Consider the following 16,670-nt stretch of genomic DNA (forward strand, 5'->3'; position numbering starts at 1 on the left):
TGTCCACCGGATATCCGGCGAATTCGATTAATCCAAAAAGTTGGGGAAAGGTTGAAGGATAGTTTTGTTCAGCTATACAGGGAAAAACGGTCCTGTGATCACATTATTGTTTTTTCTAAGGGGAATAGTTGCAGGAGTTTACCCGATAGCGGTACTTGTGGGTCTTCTTTTCCGGTAAAACGACTCGTTGCAAGACCGTTTCAGTGCGGATCCAAACCCAGGCGGGCTCATTATTTGATTAAAAAACAATCGTGCCAGGAGGGCGGTTCGGTAGATCTGATCTATCCCTGGATTCTATTTCTGATCGACACACCGCCTGCAGTTGGTGAATAAAGGAACGGGTGGTGGATGGAGAAACGATTCGGGACCTGGGACCAAAAACTGCGCACACGGTTGGTTAATTATCTTTATCTTCGAGCCCGGGTCTTCAGACAAGTCAAAATCTCCATGCAGATACGAAAATTAACATTAGATACTACGCTATCCCAATATTTCCGATCCATTCGTTTCGGAGCCTGCGCTCCGGGCATTCTGCTTGCCCTGTTTACGGTCATCCAGTCCTGTTCTCCGCCGGCACCGCCGGTTCCGCTTACCAGTGGTCTGGTCATCAATGAGGCCATGGATCTTGAACCCGGGTCCTATGTATTGCCGGGAAACGACAGTCTGGATCAACCCGTCATAGTGATCGAAGGCAACGATTTGGAACTGGATTTCAGTGAACTGATTCTGATCGGCAACGAAAACCGGGATCAGCCCGATACCTATAAGGGCGTCGGTATTTTGGTGCGCAACAGCCGGAATGTAACCTTGAAGAATCTGACGGTACGTGGGTATAAGGTCGCATTGATGGCCGAAAATGTGGATAGCCTGCGCATTCTCAATTCCGATCTTAGCTATAACTACCGCCCCCGGTTGTACAGCCTGCGGGAGCGGGAAAATCTAGTGGACTGGCTGAGTTATCACGACAACGAAGCTGACGAATGGCTGCGCTACGGAGCGGGCATTTATCTGAAGAACTGCGAAGGCCTCCGGGTAGAACATTCGACCATCACCCAGAATCAGAATGCGCTGTTAATGACCGGCTGCAACGGCGGCCAGATCGTCAACAATACGTTTAATTTTAACTCCGGACTCGGTATCGGTATGTACCGTTCGAGTCGCAACAACGTACTGCACAATCGCCTGGACTGGAACGTCCGAGGGTATAGCCACAACGTCTACCAAAGAGGGCAGGATTCTGCGGGTATTCTGTGTTACGAACAGAGTAATGATAATGTCTTTGCTTACAATTCCGCTACGCATTCGGGAGACGGATTTTTTCTCTGGGCCGGACAGACCACGATGGATTCCGGCGAAGGCGGCTGCAACGGCAATCTGCTCTACGCTAACAATTTTTCCCACGCACCGACCAATGGGGTAGAGGTCACCTTCAGTAGTAACCGCATCATTGGAAACCGGATGGAAGAATGCCGCTACGGCATCTGGGGCGGGTACAGTTGGGAGACCGAGATCATCGGCAATACCATTACCGACAGCCAGTTCGGACTGGCCATCGAGCACGGGCAGGATAATGTGATCCGGGCCAATCTGTTCGAAAACGACACGGTCGGCATTCGCCTCTGGCAACGCGATCAGGAACCTTCGGATTGGGGATACGCCCAGGCACGCGACACCCGCAGCCGGGACTATCTGGTGGAAGCCAATCAATTCGTAGCGGTACCCAAACCCATCACAGTGGAAAAAACCAGTCCGGGAAAACTGATCAATAACGAATTTTACCGAAGTCCCTTACCGGCATCGGGTCTGGGAGAAGGCTGGGAAGTGAAGGACAATTTCATCGGTACGCGGGTGCGACCCGATTCGGTGATCGATCCGGCAGCGCTGAACCTGGAGGGGCTGCCGCGTCCGCATCCACAGGCACAGGACGTCAAGTTGCCGCTGGGGCACCCCAAAGGTCGTCGCTACATCCTCATCAACGAGTGGGGGCCCTACAATTTTGAATATCCCAGCGTTTGGTTGCGTGATATCAAGGAAGACGAATACATCTTTTTATTGTTGGGGCCTACCGGGAACTGGAAAGCGATCGACGGAACCGGTTTCCTCAGCATCGTACCCAAAACGGGAACATTTCCGGCAACGGTACGCGCCCGCCGGGCGGCCGACAGTCAGGACCTGTCGCTGCAATTTGAATTCATCGGAGAAGCCTTCACCGATCAGTTCGGCGGGGAAAACCGCCGGGGAGCAGCTTACCCATTTCCCTTTTATCGCTTCGAACCGACTACGGAATGGGAGGTCAAATGGTACGCCTACGATGCCGCAACTGATCCCACGGAAAACTACGACGCATTCCGCAACCTAAACCGACGGCAACCACTGGCCGGCGAAACCGTCCCAACTCTGGGGTACCGCTGGTGGGGCGCTCCGAATGAAAAGGTACCCGCGGATAAATTCGCCACTTTCGCTTCCAGCCGGTTGAATGTTCAGCCCGGAAAGTATCGCTTTACTTTTACCAGTGATGATGGCCTCCGGGTGTACCTGGACGGCGAACGGGTGATCGATCACTGGGACATTCACGAGGCGGCGGTAGATACCTTTACGGTCGATCTGGACGGCGAGCATCTCCTGGAAGTAGAACATTTTGAAGCCGCTGGAATGGGCACTCTGGATTTTTACATGGAAAAGGTCCGATAAGGTCAAATTCCCAAGTCGTTCGACAGCGGACAAAATATTTCAATCTACTTTAACGTATTCTCATTGTAAGCAGTAATTTTACGCCGAAACTTACTCAAAAGAACATGATTAGAGAATACGATCTTTCCGATCCCACTGATCTGGAAATGCTAAAATCCGACTTCGAAATGTACTCCGCCGACGAATGGCAGGAATTCATTGATTTTTCTCTGGAAGACGGTAATAAAAGAAAGATTTCCTACGACGAACGCGGCTGCCTGATGACGGCCCGCAAAAAAGCTACCTACCACAGTCACCCTACCGTTAAACAAATGGTTTGGGCGCTGAAGATCGCCGATAAGATCGAAGAGATCAAGAAGGGCGGCGGCAAAGAACCCACGGAAAAAGAATAATTCGGCGCGGCTCCGCCCGGCGGGAATTTTACTGTGGCTGGTACCTTAGCAAAAGCACTTCCGGAAAGGCTTCTACGCCCTTGGTCATCACCTTGCTCAGTTCACTGACATTGTGGAAGTAGGAACCCAGGAAAATATCCGGGTATCCGTCATTATCGAAGTCGCCGACATCCATAGTCAGCCATTTCCCGCAGGCCGTTTCCGGCATGTAATGCGCACTGAAACTCAGCTGCCCTTCATTCCGGAGATACACAAAACTTTCGTCCGGAGTGGAGAGCCGGTTGTCGTAAAAAGCGATGGCCGCCAGATCCAGGTCACCGTCCCGGTCAAAATCTACCGCCCGGGCCTCACTGCATCCGTACATGGGGTAAAAATAAGTAGGGGTGAATTGATTGGAGCCGTCGTTCAGATAGATGCGGATCCCGTGGTAAGGCTTTTGGATACTGGAGTAATCCCAATTGTCCCCATTGGTGAGTAGGAGGTCGGGGTGTCCATCGTCGTTAAAATCCACCAGATCAAAGTAACTGACGCCGTAAACGGCGGGCAGTTCGAGCACCGTTTCCTCCCGAAATTCACCATTCCCTTTATTGTAATAGATCACCACTTTCTCCCAGGCCTGAGCCATGAGCGCGACCACATCGTTCATCCCGTCCCCATTCATATCCCGGATCAGGGCCTTGCGGGCACCGGGCAGACCGGAAAGCAGATGTACCTGATCTTGCCGAAAATTATCATACCAGGCAAGTTGGCCCCGGTGATTACCGAAACCACAAATAACCACATCGTCCTTTTGGTCGCCATTCAGATCACCGATGTCAAATTGCACGGGCCGGGGCAATTCCGTAACGACATAGTCTTCGGCCTTACCGGCGGCATTGAATGTCAATGGAAAAAATACGCCTTCCTTCTTTTCGGAGGGTTTAAACGCTCCGATGCTCAACAAAAAGATCCCCCGCTCCGTACGGGCTATATCCGAGGAAGGGCTTTGGGTTTGCCAGTTGCCCACGATAGCGCCCTGCTGATCCAGTGCATACAGGTTGAGGTGATCACCAATGAATAAGGTACGGGTCGGCTGATCGTATTCCAGCAGCGTGACCTGGGGTACGGGTTTATCGCCGATCTCGACCAGATTGGGTGTGAATGGCGGCGGTTCCGGAGCGGTAGCGGAAGTGCGGTTCTGAGCGGGCAGTTCAGCAGGGGCCATCTGTTCGTAGTAATGAACGATGCTTTGCCAGTCCGCTTCACTCAGAAGGGCCTGCTCCGGATAAATATTCAGGGCTTTGATCTCCGCTACTTCGGAAGGTTCTACTCCTTCGAAAGGATCGTACCCCCGGTAGCGCAGGCCAAGCCGGGCGGCCATGTTGGGCAGCACACTTTCTTTCCATGTGGTTTTATCGAGTAGATCGGGAGCCGGCAGCAGATGGCAGGACGAACAGTGCCGGCTCGCCAGGGTTTTCCCTCTGACGATACTGGTATCCGCAACCGTAACGGCCGAAGGTGTTTCGGTGATCTCATCTACGGTCTGATCATCGCCCTTACAACTCCACAGCGGAACACATACGATCGTGGAAAAGCATAACATTCGGTAAGTATGAGCCCTGAGCAACTGCATCATCGCTGATTTTTTAACGAGGATAAGTAATAAATTCCAATACCGGGAGCCGAGCGGTAGTCAATGTTTTGACATTAGCGGATAAAAATAGGGCTTCCGACCCTGAAACTGGTTGCGCCGCGCTTTGCGGATCCCCAATTCGCTTTGGCCGGAAGCCCCGGAAATGCTTACAAAAGTTTATGGAACTAACAGCTGTTGCCTGGCGGCAACCTCAACTCTGTTTATTGTACATCCCAGAAAAGCTTGTTTTCCAGTTCGTCTTCACTCTGCACGGCCCGGTAGTTCTCACCATTGAAGGTGATCTCATTGCCGGGGATCGTCCAACGAACGGGAGGCAAAGTCTGGTTACTGGAATTATCCTGCCAGAATTCCAGCGAAGGCGTGTCCAGCCGTCTCATTTCCGCCCAGTTCTGGTAAGGTTGGATAATGTTGAAGTGTACCCACTTCTGGTAGGCGATCAATGCCAGTTTTTCGCTTTCGGAATCGGCTGCATCCCAGCTTACGGCTTCCGTAGCCAGCATGTCCATTATCTCCTCGTCCGTTGCCGGTTCGGGAGTTGGTACGCTGCTGTCGTTACTCAGCGAATTCACGTAAAAGTAAAATTCGATAGATTGGCGGATACCTGTTTCGTAAGCGGCCTTGGCGGCAGCATCATCTCCATTTTCCAGGTAGTATTCCGCTTTCAGGAAGCTCACTTCCGCGGCGTTGATCATTACACCCGGGAAGAACTGGTTTCTACTCATGGTTGTCCGGTTGTAGCGGGCGATCTCACCACCGTTTACCAATTCCTGTTGCTCACTACCGGTGAGCATCGGGTCCAGACCTACGTAAACACCGTCAGCATCCGTTCCCGGTTCGAACAGTACCCGTAGACGGGGATCTTCGGAAGTAACCAGAAAGTCGATCATTTTTTTGCCGGCATCATCGCCGTCCCATCCGTCGGAATCGATACCGTTCTGGAATCCTTTAGCGTTGATCGGCGTATCCAGATCGTAGATGTCGATCATGATGTTCTGATCGTTGCTCTCTACTACCGGATAGCTGGTCGGATTATTGAGGATCTCGGCAATCTCCGAAGCGGCTCTGGACGTAAAGTCCGGATGGTCGGAAACACGGGTCAGCAAACGCAGGCGCAGGGAGTTCACGTAGCGGTTCCAGAGTTCAACGGAGCCGTTATTGACGAAATCCTGGGCGGCAAAAGTCGTCTGGAAAGCAGGCTCTACCTCCAGTGTGATCATTTCATCGGCAATGGATTTCAGGTCATCCAGGATGAACTTGTAGATCTCGATACCACTGTCGAAAGCGGCGTAGGAGTTCGTATAATCTCCACTGTTCGTGCTCAGCAGACCGGCCTGGGAGAACGGAATATTCTCAAATAGGTCGACCATTCTTGCCGTTTCGCCGTACATAAAAGCGCGGGCAGCCAGATCGAAGATCCTCAGTTTTTGCTGACGATCGGCATCTGTTGCATTCCACACCTTTTGGAATTCCCGGAACTGGGCCAGCACATCGTAGTAATTGAACCAAACGTCCTCTACACCGGAACTACCTGGGATGTATTGGTTGGGCGTGTTGATCCAGCCGATGGACTGGGTCCAGGGATTCAGGGTGATCCGCAGGGTAACAAAATAATTTCGGTAAGTGGGGACGATATAGTCCTGGCCGGCTACCAATACGCCGGTGAACTGACGTTCTATGGACGTCTCGTCAATTTTTGATGGATCTGCGTAGGCATCTGCAAAATCTTCCTTTTGGCAGGCTGCAAACAGCAGAAGGCAAAGAGATAAAATACTTATATTGATTGATTTCATTGCTTACAATTTTTTAAGCTCGTCGATGGCCACTTTATGGTCTTCTCGGAGCTGGCAATAAAAGGAATAGTCAGAGTAGGTGCGTGTCCGGCAGGATGGTATCTCCTCCGTCCACGACCTGCTGGCTACCGAATAACTTAGAAACTTGCGCTCAACTGAACACCAAAGGTTCTGAAAGAAGGGTTGTTACCCGCGTTGTTGATGTTCTGGTACCATCTGGAGCCGGCTACCGTCTGCTCCGGATCGAGATCCTTGATGGTGCGATAGATAAAGAACAGGTTTCTACCGAATACGGACAGACTGGCTCTGGACATTCCCAGCTTGGTAGTCAGGGATTGCGGCATATTGAAGCCGAGCGAGATCTCTCTTACTTTCACCCAGTCGTTTTTGTCCACGTACAGTTCGTAACGGGAGTTACCGTACTGCGGACCACCCCAGTTGTAAGTACCGTTGTAGTAGAGGGCCTGAGAAACTACGTTGGTATTCTCCTCTCCACTCTGCAACACACCTTCCAGCAGGATACCGTCATTGAATACGGTTTCACCGTTCGGACCAGCACCGCTGGTCGTTTGTACACCTTTTCCGTTCTCGTCTACATAGTAGCTCAGACCGCCTCTTTCGGCGTTCATGTAGTTGAGGCTTTCCTCGGTCAGACCTCTACTGGTCATCCAGTAGATACCCGTAGGCATGATGTAACCGCCGAAGCTAAAGTCCGCTACCACATTCAGGAATACATTTTTGTAAGAGATAGTATTCAGGAAACCACCTTCGAAGTCGGGCATGGCGTTTCCGTATTTTTCCCACTTCTCGCTGTCCAGTTGGTAAAGGCCGTTCGGCGCTACGATCCTTTCACCGCTTTCATTGGTTGCTACCGGGTGGGCGTAGATGTCACCCATCGGCTGGCCTACTACGGAGCGGATCTGAGCCGCATTACCATCAAAGTCGGCGTGTAGCAGCTCAGTGGCATCATTAGCCAGCTTTTCTACTACGTTACTGTTCTTGGCGTAGTTGATGCGGCTATTCCAGCTGAATCCGGTTTTATTTTTGAAGATATCGGCGCTCAGGCTCAGTTCGATACCCTTATTGCGCAGGGTACCGATATTGGTCAGTACGGTGCGGGCACCGGAAGAGCGGGGAATATCCACTGGTAGGATCTGGTCGACGATCTTACCGTTGTAATAAGTGATATCCGCCTGGATACGGTTGAAGAAGGCCAGGTCCAGACCAAATTCAAATTCGTGTTTTTGTTCCGGTCTGATCACATCGTTACCGAAAGCACCACTGATGTTGGTATACAGGATCGGACGACCGCCCATGGCCTGTACCCCCAGGGTGTTTTGGTTGTAGGCGATGTTGGCCTGATAGATCAGCGGATAGTTACCTACTACGCCGTAAGAGGCTCTCAGTTTGGCAAAACTAAAGTAGTTAGGCAGGTTGAAGGCTTCGTCCAGAACCAGACTGGCATTAACAGAAGGGTAGACAAAAGAGTTGTTTTCCGGAGCCATGGTAGAGGTCCGGTCCCTACGGATGGTACCTTCTACGAAGAGGTAATCTTTGTAGCCCAGTTCCAATTTACCCAGGAAGCCGTCGGATACGAAGTCCGAACGGTCCGAGCCGGAGTTCGGTACGTTGATGGAGGCGGAGATATCGAAGAAGTTCTCCGGGCTCAGGCCACCGGCGGTTCCTCTGGATACGAAGTTGGTCTGAATGCGTTTGGCCGTATAGCCACCCATCGCTTCAATGCTGAAGGTAGGCGTTAGCTGAGCCTGGTAGGTCAGCAATACGTCACCGTAAAGCAGACTGTTGATATTATTGCGCAGTGAAAATCCACCGGCCGGGTTATTGTACAGGGCGCTGGGGAAACGGGTGGAGTTCCAGCTCTCGATATTTTCGGTTGTGTAATCCGTAGAAAAACGTCCCTGCAGGTCCAGACCTTTGACGATCGTCCAGTTTTGGGCAACCGTTGCGATCACCCGGTTGCTGTTCTCGCGGATCTGGTGTTCGTTGATCCGCCAGACGTAATCGGCGATCGACGACTTGAAGCCATTGTAAATAATGTTCTCATCCGGCGTCAAAGTGGCCTGAGTACCCGTTCTGAACATATAGCCCAGACTGGTCTTATAGCGGTCGAAATACCAGTCGGCAGACTCGAAGCGGTCCATCATACCACCAAAGTTGTTGATCATCCGATCCACTTTATGCGGGCGGTTCTTCGTAAACTGATTGATGTATTTCACCGAAAGGGTAGTGCGCAGATTGTCACCGATATCAAAACTGGCGTTCAGATTTGCAATGTTTCTTTCGTTCTTGGATCCGAAAGAGATCATCTGGTTGTCCTGGCGGGTGAAGGAAAAACGCACACTGGCATTCTCAAAACCTTTGGAGATCGCCAGGTTAACGCTGGAGCTCTGGGCATTCTGGAAAAGGTCGGCGTAGCTGTTGTTAGAGGCTTCGTAGGGCCGTACCACACCGTCCCAGGCCATTACGGGCTGACCGTCAAACTCCGGACCGAAGTTGACACTGGTGTTGATCAAGCCACGGGTATCGGGATTGCCGTCTCCGTCCGTATCGTAGAAAATGAAACCATTCTCGTCCTGGCCGGCATCAGCCAGATTGGTGAAATAGCCCGGGCCACGTACGTTCTGGTAACGCGGCAGGTAAGCCACCTGGTCGTTGCTGTAGCTGGCGTTAAAATCGACACCCAGTCCCTGCTTCTTTCTACCTTTTTTGGTAGTGATCAGGACTACACCGTTCACTGCTTCCGAACCGTACAGCGCCGCCGCAGAAGCACCTTTCAATACGGAAATGGATTCAATATCTTCCGGGTTGATGTCCGTCAGGCCGTTGCCGCGGATGTACTGGTCGCCCCAGTAGTTGGTGTTGTTGAATTCGCCGTTGCGGATGGGTACACCGTCCATAACGATGAGCGGCTGGGTGTTACCCGTGATGGAGGCAAAGCCCCGGATGTTGATGTTTACCCCACTGGTAGCACCGCCCGGTACCGAACGAATGGATACGCCGGGTGCCTTACCGTAAAGGGCAGAGGCGAAGTTAGTCACCTGGGTGGTGGTAAGGTCCTGGGAACTGATCGTAGAAGTAGCATAACCCAGGGTCTTCCGGTCTCTGGAAATACCCAGGCCCGTCACTACAGCCTCCTGCAGGATCAGGCCGGAAGCCAGTTCCACATCGATCTGGGTACGGCCGTTCACCTCCACTTCCTGAGGAGTGTAGCCGGTATACGAGAAAACAAGGACCGCATCTGCATTGTCCCCGAGATCGATCTGATACTTACCATCCAGATCGGTTACGGATCCGGTGGTCGTTCCTTTAACTAGTATGGTAGCCCCGACCAGGATCTCTCCATCACTGGAGGAGACAACTCCCTGTACGGTCTGTCCCTGCATTGCCGTAACAAACAGAGAAACTAAAATGAAAAATAAAGCTCTTTTCATTTGTAGATGTTTTAGATGAAAAATAACGTTGACTGCAAAATTGACTTACCAAATTTATGGCGTTAACGTTAACGCAACCGAGGGTTAGGTTCCCGTCATGTTAACGTTAACGCAAAATCAGATAAGTCTCCAAAATGTAAACGTTAACGCAATATAAATCGCTGCGTTAATGTTAACGCAAATCAAAAATATTGAAATATTGTGATTATTTGGCAAAAAATTCTTGAAAATTTGCATTTTTGAGCTTCAAGTAATTAAGAGTAGCTTTACAGTCGGGTAGGAAGTATGGCAAGGATCACCTCAAAAGCGATGCTTCCGTTAAAAAATAATGCCCGGTCATCCCCCGATTTAACAATGCAGTTATGGAAAAAACTCCACGCTTAAAGGACATCGCCGACCTGGCCGATGTCTCTATCGGTACGGTAGACCGGGTACTTCACGACAGGGGAAGGGTAGCGGCCACCACCAAAGAAAAAGTATTACGCATCGCCAAGGAGATCGGTTACCAGCCGAATATTCACGCGTCGATCCTGTCCGGATCCAACCGCACGTACCGCTTGTGTTGTCTGGTACCGAAAAATGGAATGGACCCGTTCTGGGATCATGTTCACGCCGGATTTCAGAAGGCTATTTCACAGATCGGCGAGCAAAACGTCATCGTTCACTTTGTCGAATTTGATCTTTTTTCTCCGGCCGACTTTACGGAAAAGGTCAACAATCTGCAGTTGAACAAATACCACGGGCTTATCGTGGCGCCCATTTTTCACCGGGAATACGAATTGCTGCGGAAATCCATCGTCAAGAGCGATATCCCCTTTGTGGTGATCAATACGCTGGTAGAAAGTGAGGACAAATCTTTCCTGTGTTATATCGGTCCCAATTCTTACCAGAGTGGCCGTCTGGCCGCCAGATTACTGACCGAGCACTGCGTAGCGGACGACAAGGTGTTGATGATCCCGTTGGAAAAGGATTATCAGAACGCGCAGCACATGCTGGAAAAGGAACGCGGGTTTCGGGACTGTTTCTCCGAGGTAGCTCCCTACGTGGAAGTGATCACGGCGGATTTTGAGGATTACAATGACCCGCAGGCGCTGGGCGCTTTCCTCAACCACATGATCAGTTTACACCCTACGATCAAGGGGATTTACACGAGTGCATCCCGGATCAGCAAGATCGCAGCCGCTATCGATGCCCAGCGTATCAGCCATATTAAACTCATCGGGTACGACACCCTGCAGGAAAATCTCATGTACCTGGAGCGGGGAAAGATCACTTACCTGATCAACCAGAACCCACCCCTGATGGGCTATCTGGGAATGATCTATCTGGCCAAGTATCTGGTATTTAAGTCCCGGCCGCAACAATATAACTACCTGCCGCTGGACGTGATCCTGCCGGAGAATGTCTCCTATTACCAGAATCATTACCTGTTGCACGATATTTTGTTCATTCCGTTTATGTAGGACCTGAGAACGAGCCCGGCTGCCGGTTCCCAGAAGCCGGTGGCCCGGCTTATTTCCATTCCGAGACCATTTCGGCGAGCACCCGCTCTTCGGCGCCCTGGGTCATTCGGTGCAGGAACTGTCCCGAGCTCAGTTGTTGCATCTGTACTTCGAAGCTTTCCTCCATTCTTACCTCGGATTTGTAGGCGATATCCAGCCGGATCAGGGTCCGGTCGGACAGCCAGCTAGCCGGAAGGCCTTCCAGCAGATACAATATATAATAGGTGTTGTTTAGATGGAGGTTGAAATCCAGATCGTGCCAGCGCACGTGAAAAGATTTTTGCCGGTCGTGTTGCGACAGCGGAGGCAATTTATGACGGGAAGGTTGCAGTCCGTCGTGAGTTTCCGGGATCAATTGCGAAAAACGGGTCTCGATCCATTCCGGGATCGCCTTCAGCCGACGGGTCTGGGTATCCATCAGTACCCAGTGGGTGACCGCTTCGGCGATGAGGGTACCCTCGGCATCATAGATCCAGAAATTGCGGTAAGTAAGAATACGCTCCAGTCCGGTGGGGCAGGTGCGGATGGTGATCGTCTCCTCCAGCCGGGGCAGGCGTTTTACCTCCAGTTGCAGGCGCATCAGTACCCAGGCGACCCGCTCGGTCTCCAGATCCCAGACCGATAACTTCAGTTGCAGGACGTGCTGCATGGCCGCTTCCTGCATCAGACGCACCAGTGCCGGTATGGTCATCCGTTTCTGGTGATCGATCTCGTAGGTACGTACGGTGTACGCTTCTTCGTGCAGCGTTTCGGGGGGCAGCTTGGCGGACATATATGTTAATTTTTTTGCAATTATGTAGATGCTGGTCTATTTTGGGAGCAGCTTTAACCAGCCGGGTACCGACGGAAAAAGTTGTGCCCGGATCCATCAGCCCCGTAAAGCTTCTAGCCAACAAAAGTTTTTGGACAAATATTTGGGATATTCCCAGCGTCGTTTTAGGCACCCAAGGCCTGAAGGGCGGTTTTCTGCCGCTAATGCCGGGCCTTTATGCCCCGTGGGTTAGAGATAGAAAACCACTGACGATTGGGAAGTCCGCAATGTTCAGCCACAAATTCCGGAAAACAAAACGACACCGGGGCCAAAAGAGAGATTGTCCATTTTCCTTTGGTTACCGCTTCAATTGCCTTTAATACCGAAGCCGGATCGATTCCATGAATGTAAAGCAACTCAGCCATTTCCTCATCGCTTTCCTACCTGGTCGTTTCCCGGTCGCACTTCGGCCCGCGGTAATTTATACAAATCCATTCGCAACTGCTAATAATTCCGTCCTGGGATGGATGGAGAGCTGTAGTTAGCGATCCTCAGGTCCGGTAGACCTCGGGGAGAATATACGGACGGCATCGCCGGAATGCGGGAATTCCGGAGAACACGAGGACACCGAAAGGGTTGTACAATAAAAATTATTCAAAGCACTAAGTCATTTTCATGAAGATCAAATGTTTACTAATCGGGTTATTGTGGAGTAGTATGGTCGCCGTTGCTCCGGCAAAAGTGATCTACGTCAACAAATATGCTACCGGAGCGAATACCGGCCTGAACTGGACGGATGCCTACCAGGACCTGCAATCCGCTTTGGGCGACGCAGTGGCCGGTGATGAGATCTGGCTCGTTGCCGGCGATTACCGGCCTACGGATGGTACGGACCGCTATCAAACCTTTGCACTGCCTACCGGAGTAGCACTCTACGGTGGATTTGCCGGTGGGGAAGTCTCCCGGGAAGAACGGGACTGGTCCGCATATCCTACCTTTCTGAATGGCGATATCGGTATACCCGGTGATCACCGCGATAACAGTTATTCGGTACTGACCATCACTGATCCCGACGAGTTTACGATTGTGGATGGTGTGGAGATTCACAATGGTTCGGCCAACGATCAGGAGATCGGTACTCCGCCCTACGATCCCGCCCGGATCGGCGGTGGTATACTCATCAGTACTACGGCTACGGAAAGCGATTATCGGCTGACCATCAGGAATACCCGATTTTTCAACAATTATGCGGAATTCGGCGGGGCGGTCTACGGAGATGGGCGGAACCGCAATAATATCGGAATTGCCTTTATCGACTGCACCTTCGAACTGAACCAGGCGGGTACCGGGAGTGGCTATATGACTACCCTGGGAAATACAGGGCCGCAGGGGATCGAGTTTGTAGGTTGTACCTTTTTTAACAACAGTTCGATCAACCAGGGACTGTTGTTCATACTCACCGATACCGAACAACCGGGCAAGCTCACGATCCGGAACAGCGCTTTCCTGGAAAACGAAAGCGATCTAATATTTGCTAAAGGAGTAGCTTCCGACCATACTCTGGAGGTGATTGTCGAGAATACGACCTTCCGCTCTAATATCTCCGCCAACAGCGGGTTCAATCTTTTCCGGGCCAGCAGCCCATCCCTGAATGTCCTCCTGGATGACCTGGTATTCCGGGGCAATGAAGGGTACAATCAACTGATCGCGCTGGGGGAGCCGGATACCGTACGGATCATCCGGTCTTCTTTTGTAGGGAATGACGTGATTACTCTGATGGAAGGCCGGCCCCGGTATTTTCGGGCAGAAGATTGCCGCATTTCCCAGAACACCTTATCCGGCAGGGCCATCAGGATGGAAGGCATCGAAGTGGCACTCCTGGATTGCGTTCTGGAGGACAACGAGGCCCTCACCCTGGTGGACCTTAACGAAAGTCCAGCCGGTGACACTCACTACCCGGAAGGATCAGATACCGAGATCAAAAACTGTACGATCCGGGGAAATGTGGCCCACACCTTGCTGAGCGTCGTGGGGGATACGCTCCGGGCCGAATCACTGCTGATTGCCGATACGGAAAGCAGCGGAGCGGGAGCAATAGCGTTTTCGCCGGCCCACGGTCAGGTCGTCAATAGCCTTTTTGTAAGACCGGAACTGGTACCCGGCAAGGAAGCGCTGTACAGTTCACAAGCCAGAAGTGAGCTGGATCTGATCAACTGTACTTTTTACAATTACATCGACTCGGAAACGGGGACGGTACTTTTCCGGGAAGAGAACCGGGACGACGATGCAACGGTGCAGATCCGCCTGCTCAACTCCATACTCTGGGACCAGATGCAGGAGGAGCATTCGCTTTTTCTGCTCCAGAACGCCGAACTCAGCATTGCTTACAGCTTGTTGAGATCGGAAAATTGCGAAGACCTATTCCGAACGGAACCGACCCGCTACGGGGATCCCTTCCCGACGGGGGTGAATTGCGGCGAAGGCCTGATCCTGGGCACGCCGCCCCGGTTTGTGGCACCGGCCAGTGCTAACTTCCGTCTGGAAGCCTGCTCTCCGGCCGTCAACACCGGAAATAATGCCCTGCTGCCGGCAACCCTGACAACCGATCTGGCCGGAGCAACCCGCAAGGTATACGAGAGCGTTGATCTGGGCGCCTACGAATACCAGGGCGATATTCCGGTGCTGGAAGTGGAGACCGAGATCGTCCCGGCTTCCGCCGAAGTTGGAAATGATGGGAGTATAGCGGTGATCGCCGTCAATGGAGGCACACCGGAATACACCTACAGCTGGAGTACCGGTGATACGGCGGAACGACTGGACGGACTGGCTCCCGGCACCTACGGCCTTACGCTTACGGATACGAACAATTGTTCGCAGGAGTTTGAGCTGGTTGTGGATGTTGCCAGCCCGGTGATCGATCCGGTCACCACCTGGGGGGCGGTGCTGTACCCCAATCCGGTGTCCTTAGAACAGCCGGGTAGATTGCAGCTGACCGATGCCCAGATCACCGGCCTGCGTCTGATCAGTTTGCAAAAGCAGGTAATCTGGGAGCGGAACTGGCCCGTTGGGCAATTACAGGAAGAACTGCCGGTACCGGAAAAACGCGGCGTCTATCTGCTGGAGCTCACGGACCGGGATGGCCGCAGAGGATATCTCCGCTGGATCGTCCAATGATAGGGTAGGGGCAGAAGATGGTGCGCCCCACCGTCAATCCTTTCCGGTCAGATGATCCAGAACAGCCTGCCACAGCGGTAAGACCAGGTTCACTTTGAGGAACCGGAGCATTGTTTGCAGTTGATATTCCGGTGAACCCATTGGGGGATCCGCAGTTTCCAGTTTTCGGAAGAGTGCGTTTTTGTCCGCCTGGTAGTCGGCGGCAAAGTGGTCCAGGGACTTTATTCCGTCGGTGAGCGTCCGCAGCTGTACTTCGTTGACTTCGATGCCGGACATGATCCGTTTGAAGATCTCCATGAAGGGATTCAGTTCAATTGTGGGTAGGTCCTCTTCCACGGGAAGCTTGTGGCTCTCGTATTCGTAGTAGTCGAAGAGCAGGATGATGAATTCTACGGTATCCCGTTGGCCCATTTCGTGCAGGAATACCTCTTTGAGGCTGGGGGCACCCGGAATGGGATTCCGGGGAGGGCGAAAACCCAGTAACACGCCCAAACTGACGGTGTTGATCGTTCCAAGAGCGCTTCTTCGATCCATTCTTTTGGATAAATTAACCCTAAAAGCGGTCAGATCAGTTCCTTAGGTGCCAAATATTATGCTTTTTTTACCGATCTTTGCGTGCCTCACTAGTATAATTCGCGGCCCAACCGCCGGAGCACCGTTTTTTTAACTTTCGCAATCGCATTTCACCAAATAGAAAACGGGAACTTCGATACCCTGATTTTTTCCTTAAAATAATTAGCTTTTTGTAGTTACTACCCTTTTGTTTTTAAAGGAAAAAATCCTACCTTTGCATTCGCTTTTGAAAAAGGGCGTGGTATATATCCGCCTTAAGTTCAGAAAAACAACGAATTACAGACCATTTAATCGAAATTTAGGAACGTATGCCTACTATCAACCAACTGGTGCGCAAAGGCAGGAAGCAAGTGATCGAGAAGAGTAAGTCTCGTGCTTTGGATGCATGCCCACAAAAACGTGGGGTTTGCACTCGGGTGTATACCACCACTCCGAAGAAACCGAACTCCGCTTTGCGTAAAGTTGCTAAGGTGCGTCTGACAAATGGCATTGAGGTGATCGCCTACATTCCGGGAGAAGGTCACAACCTGCAGGAACACTCCATCGTACTGATCCGGGGTGGACGGGTAAAAGACTTACCGGGTGTACGTTATACCATCGTGCGCGGTGCATTGGATACCGCCGGTGTAACAGATCGCAAGCAAAGCCGTTCCAAGTATGGAACCAAGGCGCCTAAGAAGTAATTATGTTTCACTCATTAGAAACCTCTAAT

10 protein-coding genes are annotated in these 16,670 nt (G+C 51.7%); 5 read left to right on the forward strand and 5 right to left on the reverse strand.

Features of this window, described 5'->3' with window-relative positions; all coding sequences use genetic code 11:
• The first annotated feature begins 447 nt into the window (after positions 1–447).
• Positions 448–2,691 carry a right-handed parallel beta-helix repeat-containing protein gene (locus tag CRP01_RS21095; protein ID WP_170110479.1) on the forward strand — a complete coding sequence of 748 codons (2,244 nt, stop codon included), beginning with the start codon at positions 448–450 and terminating at the stop codon, positions 2,689–2,691.
• A gap of 104 nt (positions 2,692–2,795) precedes the next feature.
• A complete protein-coding gene (locus tag CRP01_RS21100; RefSeq protein WP_099152086.1) occupies positions 2,796–3,083 on the forward strand; it encodes a hypothetical protein in 288 nt (95 codons plus the stop codon).
• Positions 3,084–3,111: 28 nt separating this feature from the next.
• Here CRP01_RS21100 and CRP01_RS21105 read toward each other — a convergent pair whose 3' ends face one another.
• The 3 genes from CRP01_RS21105 to CRP01_RS21115 all read right to left on the reverse strand — a co-directional run bounded on the left by CRP01_RS21105 (position 3,112) and on the right by CRP01_RS21115 (position 9,958).
• Complete coding sequence (locus CRP01_RS21105; RefSeq protein ID WP_170110480.1) at positions 3,112–4,665, reverse strand: FG-GAP repeat domain-containing protein; 1,554 nt, start codon at positions 4,663–4,665, stop codon at positions 3,112–3,114.
• A 251-nt stretch (positions 4,666–4,916) separates the two neighbouring features.
• Positions 4,917–6,506, reverse strand: coding sequence for a SusD/RagB family nutrient-binding outer membrane lipoprotein (locus CRP01_RS21110; RefSeq protein ID WP_099152088.1), 1,590 nt, complete (start codon positions 6,504–6,506; stop codon positions 4,917–4,919).
• Positions 6,507–6,643: 137 nt separating this feature from the next.
• Complete coding sequence (locus CRP01_RS21115) at positions 6,644–9,958, reverse strand: SusC/RagA family TonB-linked outer membrane protein (protein WP_099152089.1); 3,315 nt, start codon at positions 9,956–9,958, stop codon at positions 6,644–6,646.
• Positions 9,959–10,320: 362 nt separating this feature from the next.
• Between CRP01_RS21115 and CRP01_RS21120 the strand changes: the two genes are divergently transcribed.
• On the forward strand, positions 10,321–11,421 hold the full coding sequence (locus tag CRP01_RS21120) for a LacI family DNA-binding transcriptional regulator (RefSeq protein ID WP_099152090.1): 1,101 nt from the start codon (positions 10,321–10,323) through the stop codon (positions 11,419–11,421).
• Between the two features lie 49 nt (positions 11,422–11,470).
• On the opposite strand, the gene CRP01_RS21125 is transcribed toward CRP01_RS21120, so the two are convergent.
• On the reverse strand, positions 11,471–12,232 hold the full coding sequence (locus tag CRP01_RS21125; RefSeq protein ID WP_099152091.1) for an acyl-[acyl-carrier-protein] thioesterase: 762 nt from the start codon (positions 12,230–12,232) through the stop codon (positions 11,471–11,473).
• Positions 12,233–12,886: 654 nt separating this feature from the next.
• Between CRP01_RS21125 and CRP01_RS21130 the strand changes: the two genes are divergently transcribed.
• Positions 12,887–15,385, forward strand: coding sequence for a SprB repeat-containing protein (locus CRP01_RS21130; protein WP_099152092.1), 2,499 nt, complete (start codon positions 12,887–12,889; stop codon positions 15,383–15,385).
• A gap of 33 nt (positions 15,386–15,418) precedes the next feature.
• Here CRP01_RS21130 and CRP01_RS21135 read toward each other — a convergent pair whose 3' ends face one another.
• A complete protein-coding gene (locus CRP01_RS21135; RefSeq protein ID WP_099152093.1) occupies positions 15,419–15,919 on the reverse strand; it encodes a hypothetical protein in 501 nt (166 codons plus the stop codon).
• Between the two features lie 347 nt (positions 15,920–16,266).
• Between CRP01_RS21135 and rpsL the strand changes: the two genes are divergently transcribed.
• A complete protein-coding gene (gene rpsL, locus CRP01_RS21140; protein WP_099152094.1) occupies positions 16,267–16,641 on the forward strand; it encodes a 30S ribosomal protein S12 in 375 nt (124 codons plus the stop codon).
• Positions 16,642–16,670 lie beyond the last annotated feature (29 nt).

The organism is Flavilitoribacter nigricans DSM 23189 = NBRC 102662 (assembly GCF_002646595.1).
Lineage (GTDB): Bacteria > Bacteroidota > Bacteroidia > Chitinophagales > Saprospiraceae > Flavilitoribacter > Flavilitoribacter nigricans.

Bases quoted from the DNA above. Each gene is read 5' to 3' on its own strand.
- CRP01_RS21095 (WP_170110479.1), top strand. From the start codon at position 448: ATGCAGATACGAAAATTAACATTAGATACTACGCTATCCCAATATTTC.
- CRP01_RS21100 (WP_099152086.1), top strand. From the start codon at position 2,796: ATGATTAGAGAATACGATCTTTCCGATCCCACTGATCTGGAAATGCTA.
- CRP01_RS21105 (WP_170110480.1), bottom strand. From the start codon at position 4,665: ATGTTATGCTTTTCCACGATCGTATGTGTTCCGCTGTGGAGTTGTAAG.
- CRP01_RS21110 (WP_099152088.1), bottom strand. From the start codon at position 6,506: ATGAAATCAATCAATATAAGTATTTTATCTCTTTGCCTTCTGCTGTTT.
- CRP01_RS21115 (WP_099152089.1), bottom strand. From the start codon at position 9,958: ATGAAAAGAGCTTTATTTTTCATTTTAGTTTCTCTGTTTGTTACGGCA.
- CRP01_RS21120 (WP_099152090.1), top strand. From the start codon at position 10,321: ATGGAAAAAACTCCACGCTTAAAGGACATCGCCGACCTGGCCGATGTC.
- CRP01_RS21125 (WP_099152091.1), bottom strand. From the start codon at position 12,232: ATGTCCGCCAAGCTGCCCCCCGAAACGCTGCACGAAGAAGCGTACACC.
- CRP01_RS21130 (WP_099152092.1), top strand. From the start codon at position 12,887: ATGAAGATCAAATGTTTACTAATCGGGTTATTGTGGAGTAGTATGGTC.
- CRP01_RS21135 (WP_099152093.1), bottom strand. From the start codon at position 15,919: ATGGATCGAAGAAGCGCTCTTGGAACGATCAACACCGTCAGTTTGGGC.
- rpsL (WP_099152094.1), top strand. From the start codon at position 16,267: ATGCCTACTATCAACCAACTGGTGCGCAAAGGCAGGAAGCAAGTGATC.